At 39.5% G+C, this 17,159-nt stretch carries 21 protein-coding genes; 15 read left to right on the top strand and 6 right to left on the bottom strand.

Annotation, left to right across the window (positions count from 1 at the left end; all coding sequences use genetic code 11):
- Positions 1-7: 7 nt before the first annotated feature.
- From holA to HMPREF9188_RS06330, 6 genes are all read left to right on the top strand, one after another.
- The gene (gene holA / locus HMPREF9188_RS06355; protein WP_000879616.1) at positions 8-1,045 is read left to right on the top strand and encodes a DNA polymerase III subunit delta; all 1,038 of its coding nucleotides are present in this window, start codon (positions 8-10) and stop codon (positions 1,043-1,045) included.
- Positions 1,046-1,114: 69 nt separating this feature from the next.
- Entirely contained in the window at positions 1,115-1,720 is a 606-nt protein-coding gene (gene sodA / locus HMPREF9188_RS06350; RefSeq protein ID WP_000974725.1) for a superoxide dismutase SodA, read from the top strand.
- 155 nt (positions 1,721-1,875) lie between these two features.
- The gene (locus HMPREF9188_RS06345; RefSeq protein ID WP_009730291.1) at positions 1,876-2,406 is read left to right on the top strand and encodes a YutD family protein; all 531 of its coding nucleotides are present in this window, start codon (positions 1,876-1,878) and stop codon (positions 2,404-2,406) included.
- A gap of 20 nt (positions 2,407-2,426) precedes the next feature.
- Positions 2,427-3,512, top strand: coding sequence for a 23S rRNA (adenine(2503)-C(2))-methyltransferase RlmN (rlmN, locus tag HMPREF9188_RS06340; protein WP_000804768.1), 1,086 nt, complete (start codon positions 2,427-2,429; stop codon positions 3,510-3,512).
- A 1-nt stretch (position 3,513) separates the two neighbouring features.
- Positions 3,514-3,993, top strand: coding sequence for a VanZ family protein (locus tag HMPREF9188_RS06335; RefSeq protein ID WP_009755295.1), 480 nt, complete (start codon positions 3,514-3,516; stop codon positions 3,991-3,993).
- Position 3,994: 1 nt separating this feature from the next.
- On the top strand, positions 3,995-5,536 hold the full coding sequence (locus tag HMPREF9188_RS06330; protein WP_000025372.1) for an ABC-F family ATP-binding cassette domain-containing protein: 1,542 nt from the start codon (positions 3,995-3,997) through the stop codon (positions 5,534-5,536).
- A gap of 56 nt (positions 5,537-5,592) precedes the next feature.
- On the opposite strand, the gene HMPREF9188_RS06325 is transcribed toward HMPREF9188_RS06330, so the two are convergent.
- From HMPREF9188_RS06325 to HMPREF9188_RS06310, 4 genes are all read right to left on the bottom strand, one after another.
- Positions 5,593-6,396: a peptidylprolyl isomerase gene (locus tag HMPREF9188_RS06325; protein WP_000731901.1), complete on the bottom strand. Its 804-nt coding sequence runs from the start codon at positions 6,394-6,396 to the stop codon at positions 5,593-5,595.
- 108 nt (positions 6,397-6,504) lie between these two features.
- Positions 6,505-6,666 carry a hypothetical protein gene (locus HMPREF9188_RS10425; protein ID WP_156811829.1) on the bottom strand — a complete coding sequence of 54 codons (162 nt, stop codon included), beginning with the start codon at positions 6,664-6,666 and terminating at the stop codon, positions 6,505-6,507.
- Between the two features lie 325 nt (positions 6,667-6,991).
- On the bottom strand, positions 6,992-7,216 hold the full coding sequence (locus HMPREF9188_RS06315) for a helix-turn-helix transcriptional regulator (protein ID WP_000159796.1): 225 nt from the start codon (positions 7,214-7,216) through the stop codon (positions 6,992-6,994).
- Positions 7,217-7,218: 2 nt separating this feature from the next.
- Positions 7,219-7,815, bottom strand: coding sequence for a membrane protein (locus HMPREF9188_RS06310; RefSeq protein ID WP_000749563.1), 597 nt, complete (start codon positions 7,813-7,815; stop codon positions 7,219-7,221).
- 694 nt (positions 7,816-8,509) lie between these two features.
- On the opposite strand from HMPREF9188_RS06310, the gene rpsP reads away from it, so the two are divergent.
- The 7 genes from rpsP to HMPREF9188_RS06275 all read left to right on the top strand — a co-directional run bounded on the left by rpsP (position 8,510) and on the right by HMPREF9188_RS06275 (position 11,914).
- Positions 8,510-8,782 carry a 30S ribosomal protein S16 gene (rpsP, locus tag HMPREF9188_RS06305; RefSeq protein ID WP_000268760.1) on the top strand — a complete coding sequence of 91 codons (273 nt, stop codon included), beginning with the start codon at positions 8,510-8,512 and terminating at the stop codon, positions 8,780-8,782.
- A 19-nt stretch (positions 8,783-8,801) separates the two neighbouring features.
- The gene (gene kphA / locus HMPREF9188_RS06300) at positions 8,802-9,041 is read left to right on the top strand and encodes an RNA-binding protein KphA (protein WP_000379619.1); all 240 of its coding nucleotides are present in this window, start codon (positions 8,802-8,804) and stop codon (positions 9,039-9,041) included.
- A gap of 45 nt (positions 9,042-9,086) precedes the next feature.
- A complete protein-coding gene (locus HMPREF9188_RS06295) occupies positions 9,087-9,416 on the top strand; it encodes a MazG nucleotide pyrophosphohydrolase domain-containing protein (protein WP_000654128.1) in 330 nt (109 codons plus the stop codon).
- Positions 9,417-9,517: 101 nt separating this feature from the next.
- Positions 9,518-10,306: an alpha/beta fold hydrolase gene (locus HMPREF9188_RS06290; RefSeq protein WP_000819190.1), complete on the top strand. Its 789-nt coding sequence runs from the start codon at positions 9,518-9,520 to the stop codon at positions 10,304-10,306.
- A 30-nt stretch (positions 10,307-10,336) separates the two neighbouring features.
- Positions 10,337-10,855 carry a ribosome maturation factor RimM gene (gene rimM / locus HMPREF9188_RS06285; RefSeq protein ID WP_001105911.1) on the top strand — a complete coding sequence of 173 codons (519 nt, stop codon included), beginning with the start codon at positions 10,337-10,339 and terminating at the stop codon, positions 10,853-10,855.
- Positions 10,845-11,564 (top strand): tRNA (guanosine(37)-N1)-methyltransferase TrmD, encoded by a 720-nt coding sequence (trmD, locus tag HMPREF9188_RS06280; RefSeq protein ID WP_000686930.1) that lies wholly within the window; start codon positions 10,845-10,847, stop codon positions 11,562-11,564. Before rimM ends, trmD begins: the two co-directional genes overlap by 11 nt.
- Before the next feature lie 11 nt (positions 11,565-11,575).
- On the top strand, positions 11,576-11,914 hold the full coding sequence (locus HMPREF9188_RS06275) for an ATP cone domain-containing protein (RefSeq protein ID WP_001196045.1): 339 nt from the start codon (positions 11,576-11,578) through the stop codon (positions 11,912-11,914).
- 27 nt (positions 11,915-11,941) lie between these two features.
- Here HMPREF9188_RS06275 and HMPREF9188_RS06270 read toward each other — a convergent pair whose 3' ends face one another.
- The gene (locus HMPREF9188_RS06270; protein ID WP_001248072.1) at positions 11,942-12,262 is read right to left on the bottom strand and encodes a hypothetical protein; all 321 of its coding nucleotides are present in this window, start codon (positions 12,260-12,262) and stop codon (positions 11,942-11,944) included.
- A 97-nt stretch (positions 12,263-12,359) separates the two neighbouring features.
- Here HMPREF9188_RS06270 and HMPREF9188_RS06265 point away from each other — a divergent pair, with 97 nt between their 5' ends.
- Positions 12,360-12,578, top strand: a complete 219-nt coding sequence (locus tag HMPREF9188_RS06265) for a YdbC family protein (RefSeq protein ID WP_000807427.1) — start codon at positions 12,360-12,362, stop codon at positions 12,576-12,578.
- A 33-nt stretch (positions 12,579-12,611) separates the two neighbouring features.
- Here the strand turns inward: HMPREF9188_RS06265 and HMPREF9188_RS06260 are convergent, their stop codons facing one another.
- The gene (locus HMPREF9188_RS06260) at positions 12,612-13,169 is read right to left on the bottom strand and encodes a TetR/AcrR family transcriptional regulator (RefSeq protein WP_001284748.1); all 558 of its coding nucleotides are present in this window, start codon (positions 13,167-13,169) and stop codon (positions 12,612-12,614) included.
- A 560-nt stretch (positions 13,170-13,729) separates the two neighbouring features.
- Here HMPREF9188_RS06260 and HMPREF9188_RS06255 point away from each other — a divergent pair.
- Positions 13,730-17,159, top strand: a 3,430-nt coding sequence (locus HMPREF9188_RS06255) for a Spy0128 family protein (protein WP_009730290.1), incomplete at its 3' end; no start/stop codon positions are given.

Below are 17,159 nucleotides of genomic sequence, written 5' to 3'. Positions count from 1 at the left end.
AGAGAAGATGCTAGCCATTGAAGACAGTCAGAAATTGACTTTATCAAATCTATCTAGCTTGAACCTATTTACAGGGACAGACCAGGGCCAGTTTGAAGTTATGAAGAGTCAAGTGTTGAAACAGATTGGTTATGATCCAGCTGATCTCAATTTTGCTTACTTTGATATGAAAGAAGTAGCTTATAAAGACTTAGAGTTGGAGCTGGTCAGTCTCCCTTTCTTTGCGGATGAGAAAATCGTGATATTAGACCATTTTGTCGATATCACAACAGCCAAGAAACATTTTTTAACAGATGATGAACTCAAGTCATTTGAGGAATACCTTGATAATCCTTCACCCACAACCAAGTTATTAATTTTTGCGGAAGGAAAACTGGATTGCAAGAGACGATTGGTCAAACTGCTCAAGCGTGACGCGACAGTATTTGATGCTATCGAGGCTAAGGAACAAGAACTCCGCCAGTATTTCCAAAAATGGAGCCAGACACAAGGTCTGCAGTTTGCGGAAAAATCTTTTGAAAATCTACTCATCAAGTCTGGTTTTCAGTTTAGCGAAATCCAGAAAAATCTCCTCTTTTTACAGTCTTATAAGTCAGACGGCCTGATTGAGGAAAAGGATATTATCGAAGTCATTCCAAAGACTCTTCAGGACAATATTTTCGACTTGACTCAGTTTATTTTAGCTAAGAAGATTGACCAGGCCCGTGACTTGGTCAGAGATTTGACCTTGCAAGGGGAAGACGAAATCAAGCTCATAGCTGTCATGTTAGGACAGTTCCGAACCTTTATCCAAGTGAAAATCTTATCAGATGCTGGTCAAACGGAATCGCAGATTGTAAGCAGTCTGGGGACTTATTTGGGACGCAATCCTAATCCTTATCAAATCAAGTTCGCATTAAGAGATTCGAGAGGGATTTCCTTGGCTTTTCTCAAGCGAGCGATTTCTTATTTGATTGAAACAGACTACCAAATTAAGACAGGTGTCTATGAAAAAAGTTACTTGTTTGAAAAGGCACTCTTGCAGATTGCGACAGAGGCAAATTGAGCAAAAAACTTGAAAAAAGAGGATGATTGCGTTATCATTTTCTTATAGAAAGAAAAAGAGGTATTACAGATGGCAATTATCTTACCAGACCTTCCATACGCGTATGACGCCTTGGAACCATACATCGATGCTGAAACAATGCACTTGCACCATGACAAGCATCATCAAGCCTACGTTAACAATGCGAATGCTGCTCTTGAAAAACACCCTGAAATCGGTGAAGACCTTGAAGCTTTGCTTGCTGATGTAGAATCTATCCCAGCTGATATCCGCCAAGCGCTTATCAACAACGGTGGTGGACACTTGAACCACGCTCTTTTCTGGGAATTGATGACTCCTGAAAAGACTGCTCCTTCAGCAGAACTTGCAGCAGCAATCGATGCAACATTTGGTTCATTTGAAGAGTTCCAAGCAGCCTTTACAGCAGCAGCTACAACTCGCTTTGGTTCTGGCTGGGCATGGTTGGTTGTCAACAAAGAAGGGAAGCTTGAAGTGACTTCAACAGCAAACCAAGATACACCAATCTCAGAAGGTAAAAAACCAATCTTGGGCTTGGACGTTTGGGAACATGCTTACTACGTGAAATACCGCAACGTGCGTCCTGACTACATCAAAGCTTTCTTCTCAGTGATTAACTGGAACAAAGTAGACGAGCTTTATGCAGCAGCTAAATAATAAAATATGGAGGGAAGAATTGTTCTTCTCTTTTTAAGGTTATAAAGCAGAAGTCTGACAGAATCGTCAGACTTTTTTCATTTTCAGGATATTCGTGCCAACTTGTAGAAAATATGGTAAAATAGAGTGTTAAGTAATCGTGGAAAAGGAAGACTATGCGTAAAGAAATTTCACCTGAATTATACAATTATAACAAGTTTCCTGGCCCAGAATTTCAGGTAAATGGGGATAAAGTTGAGACTGAAGGGATTGCTTTTACCTTGGTTGAAAATATCAAGGAGGCTTTCGATGTGACCGTCTTTAATCAGCGCTTTTCAGAAGTGTTGACTAAATTTGATTATGTCGTGGGGGACTGGAGCAATGAACAGCTTCGCCTACGCGGTTTTTACAAAGACGATCGAACAGAGGAAAAAATTGAAAAAATCAGTCGCTTACAGGATTATCTTTTGGAGTACTGTAGTTATGGTTGTGCTTATTTTGTCCTAGAAAACCAAGCACCTAAGCGTGCGTCGTTTGACAAGAAAATGCGTAAAAAGGAAGAGGAAAACCTTCCTAGAAGAGGAAAGAAACCTTCGCAAAACAAGAGAAAACCAAATGCGGATAAGCGAAATAGACGTCGTCATAAGGACCAAAAGTCTCAGAAAGAGGACAAGGGACAGCGCCATTTTGTCATTCGTCAGAAATAGATAGAGAATAAGGAGAAGAGATGAAACCGTCTATTTATAGTTTAACACGTCAAACCATGCAAGAATGGGTGTTAGAACAAGGAGAAAAGAAATTCCGAGCAGATCAGATTTGGGAATGGCTCTACCGTAAACGTGTCCAGTCATTTGAAGAAATGACCAACCTTTCCAAGGATTTGATTGCCAAGCTCAATGAGCAGTTTGTCGTAAATCCTTTGAAACAACGCATCGTACAAGAGTCGGCTGACGGTACTGTTAAGTATCTTTTCGAGTTGCCAGATGGCATGTTGATTGAGACAGTACTCATGCGTCAACACTACGGTTTGTCAGTCTGTGTGACCACTCAGGTTGGCTGTAATATTGGTTGTACCTTCTGTGCGTCAGGCTTGATTAAGAAGCAACGTGATCTTAATAACGGTGAAATTGTAGCGCAGATCATGTTGGTTCAGAAATACTTTGATGAGCGTGGTCAGGACGAACGTGTCAGCCATATCGTTGTCATGGGAATTGGTGAACCATTTGATAACTACAACAATGTTTTGAATTTTGTCCGTACCATCAATGATGACAAGGGAATGGCTATCGGTGCTCGTCACATCACAGTTTCAACTTCAGGTTTGGCACACAAAATTCGTGACTTTGCTAATGAAGGCGTACAGGTCAATCTCGCTGTTTCCCTTCACGCACCTAATAATGAATTGCGCTCAAGCATCATGAAGATCAACCGTGCCTTTCCGATTGAAAAACTCTTCGCAGCTATTGAGTATTATATCGAAACAACAAATCGTCGTGTGACCTTTGAATACATCATGCTCAATGAAGTCAACGACGGAGTAGAACAAGCCTTGGAGCTGGCGGAATTGCTCAAAAATATCAAGAAATTGTCTTATGTAAACTTGATTCCCTATAACCCAGTTAGTGAACATGACCAATATAGCCGTAGTCCTAAAGAGCGCGTGATGGCCTTCTACGATACCCTCAAGAAAAAAGGGGTCAACTGTGTTGTTCGTCAAGAACATGGTACTGATATTGATGCAGCTTGTGGACAATTACGCTCCAATACAATGAAACGTGACCGCCAGAAGGCAGTCGCAGCGGTAAATCCATAAAATGACTAAAAAAAGAGAATTAATCTTAAGATTGGGAGTGGCTGTTTATAGCCTATGCATTGTCTGTTTTTGCTTCACTCCCCAGCCTCAACTTCCTACAGGAGTGGAAACTCCAGGTATTCAAACTTTTGGACGCCTGGTTTTTCTTTTAACTCCCTTAAACTCACTTTGGAATCTGGGTGAAGTGACCAGTTTGGGACAAGTTATTTGGATCTTTTTGCAGAACATTTTGAATGTCTTCTTGCTTTTCCCCCTAGTCTTTCAACTGATCTACCTCTGTCCAAAGTTGCGACAAACCAAAAAAATCCTATTTCTCAGTTTTCTTCTGAGCCTAGGAATTGAATGTACGCAGCTGGTCTTAGACTTTTTCTTTGATTTTAATCGCGTCTTTGAGATTGATGATTTGTGGACCAATACCTTGGGAGGCTATCTGGCTTGGCTCCTCTATAAAGGATTGCATAAAAATAAGATAAGGAATTAGAATGAGTATTTTAGAAGTTAAAAATCTGAGTCACGGTTTTGGTGACCGTGCAATTTTTGAAGACGTGTCCTTCCGCCTTCTCAAGGGAGAACACATCGGCTTAGTTGGGGCCAATGGTGAAGGAAAATCAACCTTTATGAGCATTGTGACAGGTAAGATGTTGCCAGATGAAGGGAAGGTGGAGTGGTCCAAATATGTGACTGCTGGCTATCTGGACCAGCACGCTGTGCTAAAAGAAGGTCAAACCGTGCGTGATGTCTTGCGGACAGCCTTTGATGAGCTTTTTAAAGCAGAAGTCCGTATCAACGAGCTCTATATGGAAATGGCAGAAGACGGAGCGGATATCGACGCGCTTATGGAAGAAGTAGGAGAGCTCCAAGATCGTTTGGAGAGTCGTGATTTCTATACCTTGGATGCCAAGATTGATGAAGTAGCGCGTGCTCTCGGTGTCATGGACTATGGCATGGATACTGATGTAACGTCTTTGTCAGGTGGACAAAGAACCAAGGTGCTTTTGGCTAAACTCCTCCTTGAAAAGCCAGATATTTTGTTGCTTGACGAGCCAACCAACTACTTGGATGCTGAACATATTGACTGGCTCAAACGTTATCTCCAAAACTATGAGAATGCCTTTGTCCTTATTTCGCACGATATTCCTTTCCTCAATGATGTGATCAATATTGTCTACCATGTGGAGAACCAACAATTGACTCGTTATTCTGGAGACTACTACCAGTTCCAAGAAGTCTATGCTATGAAGAAATCTCAGCTGGAGGCAGCCTACGAACGTCAGCAGAAAGAGATAGCTGACCTCAAGGACTTTGTCGCTCGAAACAAAGCGCGTGTTGCAACACGAAACATGGCCATGTCCCGTCAAAAGAAACTCGACAAGATGGACATCATTGAACTCCAAAGCGAGAAACCAAAGCCGTCCTTTGATTTCAAACCAGCTCGTACACCTGGGCGCTTTATCTTCCAAGCCAAGAACTTGCAGATTGGTTATGATCGTCCACTTACCAAACCTTTAAATCTTACCTTTGAACGCAATCAAAAGGTTGCCATTATTGGGGCCAATGGTATCGGGAAAACAACCCTGTTGAAGTCTCTCTTGGGAATTATTCCACCAATTGCTGGAGAAGTCGAACGTGGCGACTATCTAGAACTTGGCTACTTTGAGCAGGAAGTAGAAGGTGGAAATCGCCAAACTCCTCTTGAGGCTGTATGGAATGCCTTTCCTGCACTTAACCAAGCAGAAGTTCGTGCGGCCCTTGCTCGTTGTGGCTTGACAACTAAACATATCGAAAGTCAGATTCAAGTCTTGTCAGGTGGGGAACAAGCCAAGGTTCGTTTCTGTCTCTTGATGAATCGTGAAAACAACGTTTTGGTACTTGACGAGCCGACCAACCACTTGGATGTAGATGCCAAGGAAGAACTCAAACGGGCGCTTAAAGAATACAAGGGATCTATCCTTATGGTCTGCCACGAACCAGACTTTTATGAAGGTTGGATGGACCAAATCTGGGACTTTAACAAGCTAACTTAAAAATGAGGAAAAAAGAAATACAGTATCGAATGCGGATACTGTATTTTTTAGGTTATTTAGGATTTAAAATCGTAGTCTTTCACCACTTCGATACTATCAATGGTGATAGCAGACGTTGGTTTGTCTTTCTCATCTTTTTCAGCTTTGGCAATCTTGTCAACAACGTCCATGCCCTCAATGACTTGACCAAAGACAGGGTGTTTGCCGTCTAGACTCGGATTTCCACCTTCTTTATAGGCTTCGATGATTTTCTTTGGATACTTGCTTGTAGGGAGTTTAGCAGAAATATCTGTTGAGTTTTGGTTGATGAAGAACTGGCTACCGTTGGTGTTTGGTTGACCAGTGTTAGCCATAGCAAGAGCTCCTCGGATATTGTATAGGTAAGGAGAGATTTCATTTTTGAAACCAGTTCCTTTGTCCTTCGTTTTATCCTTATCATGCCAGATAGATTGGCCCCCTGTACCATCTCCCTTAGGATCTCCAGTTTGGACCATAAAGCCATCGATGACACGGTGGAAGGTGATGCCGTTATAGTAGCCTTCTTTGGCGTGAGTAAGGAAGTTTTCAACGGCTAGAGGAGCGAGTTTAGGGAAGAGTTTAATACGAATATCACCCTGACTTGTGTGGAGAACCACTTCGGCTTCATCTTCAGCAACTTCCTTAGAAAGTTGAGGGAAGTTGGCATTTTCATTGGTTAAAGCGTCATTCAAATCTTTGGCAGCCTGAGCAGCTGCTTTAGAACTTTCTTCAGCTGAGATACTAGAGTCAACATAGTCATCGCCACGGAGACCACGTTGGATACTAGTACATCCAGCAAGGGCTATAGTTGATAGTAAAAGAAGGGTTGCTAGTTTTTTCATTGTTTTCCTCTCAAAAATTCATTTCTATCATTGTACCTTAAAAGTAAGGGGATTTCAAATATTAGTGACAAGGTAGTTTAAGAGGAAGCCGACCAGAAAGTCGCTTGCTTAGAGATTTTTCTTTGGATGACGGTCGATAATGTCCTGGTACTGTTCCAGTATCTGCTCTCCCTTTGGAGTCAATTTGTAACTACGAATTGAAAAGTAACTTGCTAATTCTTCTCCTGAAAAGTTGTCACGAAGGGATTGGTCCAAATCTGGAGCCTTCATCTTAGAAAGTACTGTAACTCTCCTTACTTTTGAGGATATTCTCTTTCATAGTGGTATTTAGATGATCAAGCGAGTCAAAGACAGTTTCGACAAGAGCATAGCCTTTTTCAACAGGTATTTCTAAATTTTTTGGGGCATCAATGCTATAAGTTTACTTGAAGTATTTAGAAAACCAGTTCTTAAGAAAGCTCGTAAAGAATCACAATTAGTAAACGTTAATTCGAAAGAATTACTATGTTTTAAAAGAGCACATTTTAAACGGATTTTTTCTTTCGGCTTCAATTCCTAATTAATCAATGAACTTAATACTAGGTCTCGAAAAGAATTATGCTTCCTCTTTCTGTCTGAGTTCAAAGAGGTCTTCTACTTTCAGATTAAAAACTTGAGCAATTTTAAGAGCCATTTCCAGCGAAGGATTGTAACGATTATTTTCCAAGTGCAGAATTGTCTCGCGTCGCATGCCAATGAGGTCAGCTAACTCCTGCTGGGTCATGCCTGTGGACTCACGAACAGATTTGAGATTAGTAATAATCTTGCTTTCTTTGGTCATGCTTATCCTATCCGTTCTAAGATAAGATAGACAACCGCAAAGATGCAAATCAAGACAGCTATGCTAATAAAGATCTGGCCCATGTAAAGAGTGAGAGACCCCATATACCCAATGATAACTGCTAGGATCATCAGTGCGCCTAGTATAAAAACAAACATCAAGCTAGCTGCCTTGGCTAAATTAGCATAAAAGCGTTCGTCCGGAGTTTCCTTGACATTTTTCAAACAGAAAAAACCAAATACAATCACTTCAATAACGAGGCCAATTCCCAAAATCCATTCTTTAATACCAGAACTTTCGCTTGGGGTCGCAACCCAAATCCCTACTGTATAAAAAATGCTTGCTGCAAACAAAAGTATCGTGTAAAGCTTAGCAGACAAGTCAAAAATAGTCTTTCCTTTACCTTTCTGACTCTTATGAGGCCATGGTTTCATATGTAGCCAGCCCCAAATAGCTACAATCTGACCTAACACTGAAATACCAGCAATAATTAACTTGGGTCCCCAACTAAGATTAGAACCAAATAAAACAGTAAAATCAATAAAGAGAGCTGCGGAAATCATTGTAATGAGGCCACCCGTTTTTTGACTTTTTTTCATGATAGACTCCTTTCCTTATGTTAGAAATATTTAACAATCTTTATGTTATAAATATATCACACTTAAATTTAGAAATCAAGAATTTATGTGCCAAGGTGCAATTATTTGAAAAAATTTTTTAATGAAAGCCTTCGCTAGTCAAACAACTAAAGAATTCTTTGAAGTAATGCATCGGATTTGGTTTGGATAGTTTCGTTAATAATATTTGAAGATTAAGAATTTTTGAAAAATCTAGATACTGTATGAATCTCTACTTTTTTTCTTAGACTGTTATAAAGTCTGTCAGAATAAGCTTTGTAGGTGTAGAAGTTAATTTTTACAGAACTAAATTATTCCCCTATTTAGAATCTATCAATTCATATTTTATAAATTAATTAGTAGATATCGTTCTTAAAATCCTTGATATTTCGCTTGGGAACAGGCTTGGAATTTAGGAGCCAAGCATCCAAATCACGTTCAGGAGAGATGAAGGGTTTGACTTGATGGTCTTTATAAAATGTTTCTAAAATAGTATTTATGACATTCTCTTTCTGATTTTTCTTTAAAAATATAACAAATTTCTAAATGGTTTAAAAATTTTAAAGTCTGTCAAGTTTTTTTCTTGACACCTGTCAAAAATCTGCTATAATAGAACATGTGCTAAATAGCTCAGCTATTTCACCGAAATAAAAAATAAGAAAAGAGACATTAAAAAATGGCAGTTAAAATCCGTTTGACTCGTATGGGTTCTAAGAAAAAACCTTTCTACCGTATCAACGTAGCAGACTCACGTTCACCACGTGACGGACGTTTCATCGAAACAGTTGGAACTTACAACCCACTTGTTGCTGAAAACCAAGTGACTTTGAAAGAAGACCGCGTTCTTGCATGGTTGGCTGATGGAGCTCAACCTTCAGATACAGTTCGCAACATCCTTTCAAAAGAAGGCGTATTGAAAAAATTCCACGATTCTAAATTCTCAAAATAAGTTTAAAGTAGGTTGACAGATGGATACGATTGAAAATCTCATTATTGCGATTGTGAAACCTTTGATTTCACAACCAGATGCCTTAACTATCAAGATTGAAGATACACCAGAATTTTTGGAGTATCACTTGGATCTTGACCAGAGCGATGTCGGTCGTGTTATCGGTCGTAAGGGTCGCACTATCTCAGCGATAAGAACGATTGTCTACTCTGTCCCAACTGAAGACAAAAAAGTAAGAATCGTTATCAATGAAAAATAAAAAAAAGCGGGACAGATGTCTCGCTTTTTTTGTGGAGAGCAGAAGATGAAAGATTTAACGTTTAGACAATTACAAGATTATTTACTCGAACATTACCAGCAATCTCGAACTGAGGAAGGCCTCTTTATCAAGCTAGTGGAGGAAGTCGGAGAAGTAGCCGAGGTCTTGAATGGGCGCTCTGGTCGAAAAGAGGGCGTTCAGGACTCAAACGACGAACTAGCCAAAGAACTAGCTGATATTATTCACTACACTGTCGCAATTGCGGCCATCAACCATATTGATCTAACCAAAGCCATCTTTGACAAAGATAAGAAGGCTGCTATTAAGTACCAACATGAACGTGATTTAGAAAAGTTTTTAGACGCTCAAAGCTAATTGCAGTCACTGTTCTTCAACTTGTGAAAATCTTTGGAACGTGATAAAATAAAGGATAAGGATTTTTAATAATTCATTATATAGAACGAGTGGATTTCTTTATGAAGAGGTTTGAAGTATCTACAGAAATTGGTAGTCTCTCTGTTACTTATCAAAAGCAAAAGAAAGTGCTAGTTTGTCTAAACGGAGCAGGTTTGATACCAAGTTATGAAAATTTTTCACTTATACTTGAAAAACTTCCTCCTACAATTGGTTATTTGACAATTGATTTTCCGAACACAGGTAGGAGTCCGATTCATGACCAAGCTGGAAAAAATCTAGATAATCTTGCAGATGCGGTTTATGAAGTACTTGAAGAATTAGGGATTTCTGAATATATACTTTGTGTACATAGTTTGAGTGGAATTTTAGCTTGTAAATTGCTCAACAAACCAATTAAGTGTCAGGCTTTAGTAGCAATGGAACCGACAACTAAAAAAGTCATGTTTACTGATTTTTCAGAAAATCCTTATCCAGAAATGGAAGAGCAGATGAGGCTGATTGACGAGTATGGTCCTGAACTTTATTTTAAGAACTTAACTCAAGCAACATTTAGCCCTGAAACGAATGAAGAAATATGGGAATTAATGCAAGAAAAAGGCCCAGAGTTGGAAAGGCAAGTTCCAGGATTTCAGATATATTGTGAGATTACTGAGGAAGATTTTGAGAATGTGTCCATAGAAACTCATGTTCCTGTATTTATTTTTTGCCAGGCTTATAGAGAAAAAGAGTACAGAGAGTCAGAATATTGGACTTCCAATACTAAACTCATTTTAGGAGGGAATCACCATTATTTACAATGGTCTGAATCAGAAAAAATTGCGACTATTATTCGAGAATTGTCAGAATAAGATGGAAAGAAGGAGAATACAGGAGACAAGATGAACTACTTTAATGTTGGGAAAATCGTCAATACACAAGGTTTACAGGGTGAGATGCGTGTCTTGTCTGTGACGGATTTTGCAGAAGAACGATTTAAAAAGGGGACAGAGCTGGCCTTGTTTGATGAAAAAGATCAGTTTGTCCAAACAGTGACCATCGCAAGTCATCGCAAACATAAGAATTTTGACATTATCAAATTCAAAGACATGTACCATATCAATGTGATTGAGAAGTACAAGGGTTATAGTCTCAAGGTCGCTGAGGAAGATTTGAACGATTTAGATGATGGTGAATTCTATTATCACGAGATTATCGGTTTGGATGTTTACGAGGGGGAAAACTTGATTGGAACCATCAAGGAGATTCTGCAACCAGGTGCCAATGATGTCTGGGTGGTCAAGCGAAAAGGCAAGCGAGATTTGCTTTTACCTTACATTCCGCCAGTAGTTCTCAATGTTGATATTCCAAACAAGCGGGTCGAAGTGGAAATCTTAGAAGGGTTAGACGATGAAGATTGATATTTTAACCCTCTTTCCAGAGATGTTTTCTCCGTTGGAACACTCGATCGTTGGAAAGGCTCGAGAAAAAGGGCTCTTGGATATCCAGTATCATAATTTCAGAGAATACGCTGAAAAGGCTCGTCATGTTGACGATGAACCTTACGGAGGCGGTCAGGGGATGTTGCTCCGTGCTCAACCCATTTTCGATGCCTTTGATGCCATTGAAAAGAAAAATCCCCGCGTCATTCTTCTTGATCCTGCTGGGAAACAGTTTGACCAGGCTTATGCTGAAGATTTGGCTCAGGAAGATGAACTGATCTTTATCTGTGGTCACTATGAAGGCTATGACGAGCGCATCAAGACCCTGGTAACCGATGAGATTTCCCTAGGAGACTATGTCTTGACTGGAGGAGAATTGGCGGCCATGACCATGATCGATGCGACCGTTCGCCTGATTCCTGAAGTGATTGGCAAGGAATCTAGCCACCAAGATGACAGTTTTTCTTCGGGACTCCTCGAATATCCTCAGTACACACGTCCTTATGACTATCGTGGCATGGTGGTTCCAGATGTGCTCATGAGTGGACACCATGAAAAGATTCGTCAGTGGCGACTGTATGAGAGCCTAAAGAAAACCTACGAGCGCAGACCTGACTTGCTAGAAAACTATCAACTAACAGCCGAAGAAGAAAAAATGCTGGCTGAAATCAAAGAAAACAAAGAATAAAGGAGAACCTTATGCAAGTAATCAAACGTAATGGAGAAATTGCTGAATTTGATCCAGATAAAATTTACCAAGCTGTCCTAAAAGCAGCTCAAACCGTTTATGTTTTGACAGATGATTTGCGTCAAAACCTTGCACAAGTTACTAAAAAAGTCGTTTTGGACTTGGAAGAAGCAAAAGTGGAACGTGCGACTATCAGCATGATCCAGTCAATGGTTGAGCACCGCTTACTTGGAGCTGGCTACATTACCATTGCAGAGCACTATATCTCTTATCGCTTGCAACGCGATTTGGAGAGAAGTGGTTATGGCGACCATATCGCCGTTCATCTTCATTTTGAACAAATCCGTTAAGAAAAAGAGTGGGATGCAATGAACATCTCACTCTTTCTTAAATAGACTTTTCTGAGCTTGTTGTACGGTTGAGGGAACAAAACGAAGTCGTTTAATATCACTGATACGAATGATTCGAGTCACGTTTTTTGAAAAATTCTTGACGATAATTTGTTGGCGATTGGCGTCGTGTTTGATAATATCACCCGTAAAACTTGTTTCTGCAAGTATCACATGAACAGCCGTCTTTTTCTGGATGGCTTGTTCAATCATAGCAGTGAGGGAGTTGTCCTCGATTTGAGGATGATTATCATTCCCATTGAGAAAACTATGTAGTTTATCTAGAACTAGTTGGAATGCCTGTCTCATAGAATCCTCCCTCCTTACATATCCACATTATATAAAATTTTTCTAAAAACTACAAGATTTTTCGAATAATCTAATGAAAACTTAAAAGGAGAACAAAATGGCAGAATTTACATTTGAAATCGAAGAACACTTACTGACCCTGTCTGAAAATGAAAAAGGATGGACCAAGGAAATCAATCGCGTCAGCTTTAATGGAGCCCCTGCAAAGTTTGACATTCGCGCTTGGAGCCCAGATCATACTAAAATGGGCAAGGGAATTACTCTTACAAATGAAGAATTTCAGGTAATGGTGGATGCCTTTAAAGGTGGACAATAAAAAGAATCTTGAGTGGAACTCAAGATTCTTTTTTTATGACACAATATAGTCACAAAGAGAAGTCTTAGACAATTGAATGAAAGTCTCTCTATACTCTTCAGGTGGTATTGGATTATCTTTACGAATCCACACTTCAATGAATGAAATCGCCATGGTCGTAATGATATAAGCGATGTCTTCTTTACTAAAATTATATTTCAGTTGGTAATTGACATTCTTTAGTACCCACTCAGAGTATGTTCCACGCAGAAACTCCTTCCAACATGGGTCGACTTGTGTGGTATACAAGGTACCGACGACTTCTCGCTTTTCATAGATGAGAGGAAGAATGTGGTCCGCTAAGAAAGTGATGGGATCGCCATCTCTTTCAGGACAGTAGTTGTTAAAATTATTAAAGATCTGTTGATCAGTCTCCTTGTGGATATAATCGATAATATCTTCAAAGTTATTAAAGTGCTTTTGATAAATCGCTTGGCGGGAAATACCAGCTTCTGCAGCAATCTCAGTCATGGTAAAAGAAGTTCGCTGAGGGTTTCTCCTTGCAAGAGTGATAAAAGCACCTAAGATTAACTCTCTAGTTTTATTTGCCATAGCTTTACCTTCCTATCTATAAATATTAAAAATACTAGATTTAGTATTACCCCAAGTTTTCCTTTTAGCATAAATAAACTGAATAGATGATTATTCGAAAGCCTTTATAAGACTATTATATCATAGATTCATTATAAATAACAGATTATTACGGGGAGCTAGTACTACTTGCAAACTCCTATTATATCAGTATTTTCAGACAATTCTTAGGATAGTCACTTTTTATATGGTATCATGAAATAATATATCAAAAAAATTGACATCGTGTAAATAAACAACTTGATAGATAAAAAGATTTTAATAAAAATATTCAACGATATGTAGTATAATAGCCATGGATGATATTTTGCTATATTTCCATCTGACCAAGAGTAATGATACTCCTGCTAAAGATTGAATTGAATAAATATTTTAAATACTATAATAGTGTAATTGTTTTTCAAAGCAAGTGTTACAAGTATGTTATCGTGTAACAAATCATGCGATTGAAAGGGGTGTTTCCTACTGAACAGATGTGACATACTTCTCAATTAAATTTAATCAAATAGAAAGGATTTTTTATGGATAAACTAAAGAAAGTACTAGGTTTTCTAGTATTTCCTCTTTTGCTATTGCTGATGTTCTTCCCGACAGGTGAAGCTCATGCTGCAGCTGATGTTACCGATAAAGCCGATTTCAAGAATTTGAAGATTACCGTAGCTGAAACCGGGAGTGCTTCACACATTATTATCGGTCCAAGCACAAAAACTGTTGAACTAAAATACTCGGGCGACTTCTCATTCCCCGGTGTACAGGCGAACGTGATTAAGCCTGGAGATTACTTTATCGTAAAGGCCCCTGAAAATTTGGATTTGGAAGATAGAACCTTGGATCTAATTGATTCAAATTCAAATACGAAGATGGGGACGGTTCAGGTAGAAAAAGCCAATCATCGTCTTGTCTTTACTTTCAATGAAGCAGTTCAGGGGAAACAACATATCCGTGGGAGCTTTACTGCGAATGCAAAACAAACAGTTGAAGGAGTGACTAAGAAGGTTACCTACACTCTGCCAGGAGGCACGACGCAAGAAATCGAATTTGAGGTGAAAGTGTATCCTAAGCACCCCCATACAGGCGAATTGATTTATAAACAACCTCAGAATGATCCGAAATCGCCTAAAATTATATGGAATGTGCGAATTAACCGTTCTAAGACAGATATGGGGAACCACACTATTAAGATCAAAGATAATATCGGCTTAGGAGCCTTTGCGTCTTATATTGAGAAAAGCTTTGAACTATCTGAAGTAGTGTACGAGACGACAGATACCAACTATGCTGGTCTCAAACATATAATCAAAGTGTATAAAGTGACAACGGATCCTGAGGAGTATAAAAAGGATTCAGACAACACGGCCTTGCTGACTTTTGTCAATGGTAAACGTGGATTTGAATTGCTTATGCCGACAAATATGGGGACAAAGAGTTTTTACCTAAGATATCTCACGACCTCGCCAGCAGATGAATCAGAGGTAAAAAACTCCATTCAGTACTTGCGAGATAACGAACCTCAATTAATTTGGAAAAAACGGGAAAACACAATCAATACACAAACCTCGCACGATATAACTATTAAAACTGTTAAATCTGTAGGTGCATCAGTCACAGCTGATATTGCTGGTAAGATCAAAATCACAAAATACGATGAAGCGGATGCAACTGTTAAGTTGGCAGGCGTTGTCTTTGAAATCCGTGAGAAAACCACTAATAATTTGGTTGATACCGTTACAACAGATACGGATGGGATAGCTGTCTCAAAGGCTCTCAATAATGGTGAGTATATCGTTAAAGAAAAGACTCCTAAACCAGGCTATCAGGTAAATAGTCAAGAATTTACAGTTGAGATGAAAGGTGGAAAAGGTGTTCCCCTCAACATCTCTAACAAACGTGTGACAGTTGACTTTGAAGCAACCAAGACTTGGGTAAGCGGAAAAGCAACTGACTACAAAGAAGTCAAACTCGGTTTGTATGTGCACAAAGAAGGACAAACTGTTGCAGATTCAAAACCTGTTACTGGGAACTACACCCCTGAAGTGACAGAGTCTAATGGTGTCTACACTTATAAGTGGAAAAATCAACTTCCTGAACGTGATGTTGATGGAAGCAAGCTAGTTTATTCTGTTCGAGAACTTGAAGATCAGACGGGTCTTCCTCTGAAAGAAGGAGAGAAAGTCAAAGTAGGTGACAACAGCTATGTTGTATCCTATAACGGAAACAACAAAGTCACCAACACTTACGAAGTTCCAAAGACAAACGTGACGGCTAAGAAAGTCTGGGTTGGCGGTCAGGAACATGTTCGTCCAACTGTCTACTTCAAATTGTACCGTACACCAGAAGGTGGAGCGATTGAAGAAGTGGCTGGTGTTAGTCAAAAAGACGTTCCAAAAACAGATGGAACTGTCGAATGGACAGACCTTCCTGCGACAGATGAGCACGGTGTGAAGTACACTTATAGTGTGATGGAAGTCGATGAAGATGGCAATCTCATCGTAGATACGATAGACGGCTATACTCCAGCACAAACAGCGGGTCTTACTGTTACAAATACCTATAGCACTTCACCAACTAAGGCTGATATTGAAGTCAAAAAAGAATTAACTGGTGGTCGTCCAACACCTCTTCAAAACGAAGAATTTGAATTTATCTTGAAAGACAAAAATGGCCAAGAAGTTCAAAGAGCTAAGAACGATGCAGCTGGTCGCGTAGTCTTCAAAGATATTCCTTTCGATAAAGCGGGTGAATACGAATTTACTGTTGTTGAAGTGAATGCTGGTCAAACCATTAATGGTGTGACTTATGATGGTAGAAAAGTACCGGTCACAGTACGTGTTGTAGACGATGGCAAAGGTCAACTGGTTGCATCAGTAATGTATTATCCTATTACTGCTGTAGCACTTCCAGCAGCTGATTTCTCATCTTCAGCACCTGGTGCTAATCTTGTTCCACCACTTGCTGGTGCAGTGACAAGAGCTACTGATATTGGAATTCAGACATTCACAAATACTTATAAGCCTGCTAATGTGAAAGCTCCTGTTTCGGCAACCAAATCATTCATCAATAAGAACACTGATAAGCCAATCCAGCTTCAAGGTGGTGAATTCGAGTTTGCCTTGTTTGAGAAAAATGGTACAGCTCCAATTCAAACAACAACAAATGATGCAGCTGGAAACATTAAGTTTGAAGATTTAGAATTCAATAAAGCTGACACTTATCATTACACCATCGTTGAAAAGAATGCTGGGACAACTGATAAAGGAATCACTTATTCTAACAAGACTATCGAAGTAACGATCAAAGTTGTTGACAACGGTAAGGGAGCTCTTGAAGCAACTGTATCTTATGACAATAACGACAGCACCTTCGAAAACACCTATAAGGCTAAAAATGTCAAAGAAGTTCTTGAAGTAGATAAGAAACTAACCAATCGCAATCTTGAAGCTGACATGTTCGAATTTACATTGACAGACCAAGTTGGTAACGTTGAAAAAGCGAAGAATGGTGCTGACGGAAAAGTTAAGTTTAAAGAATTGTCATTTGATGAAGAAGGCACTTACACTTACACCATCAAGGAAGTGAAAGCTGGTACAACGGAGAATGGAATCACCTACGATGCGAAGACAGTGACAGCTAAAGTAACTGTAACAGATGATAAAGAAGGGAAACTGCATGCAACTGTTGAGTACAGCAGTGATGCAAGTGATGGCAGCACAACCTTCACCAATGTCTACACACCAGCTAAAACACAGGTTCCAGTGAAGAAAGTTTGGAATGATGGCGAGAACCAAGATGGCAAACGTCCAGAGTCTATTACTGTTAAACTTCTAGCAGATGGTCAAGACACAGGTAAGACCCTTGAACTCAATAAAGACAGCAACTGGTCAGGAAGCTTCACAGATCTTGATGTGAACAAAGCTGGTAAAGCGATTAAGTACACTATTGAAGAAGTTTCAG

Source organism: Streptococcus sp. F0441 (genome assembly GCF_000314775.2).
Lineage (GTDB): Bacteria > Bacillota > Bacilli > Lactobacillales > Streptococcaceae > Streptococcus.
Note: the sequence above shows the minus strand (reverse complement) of the source record. Positions and strands in the feature narration are given on the sequence as shown.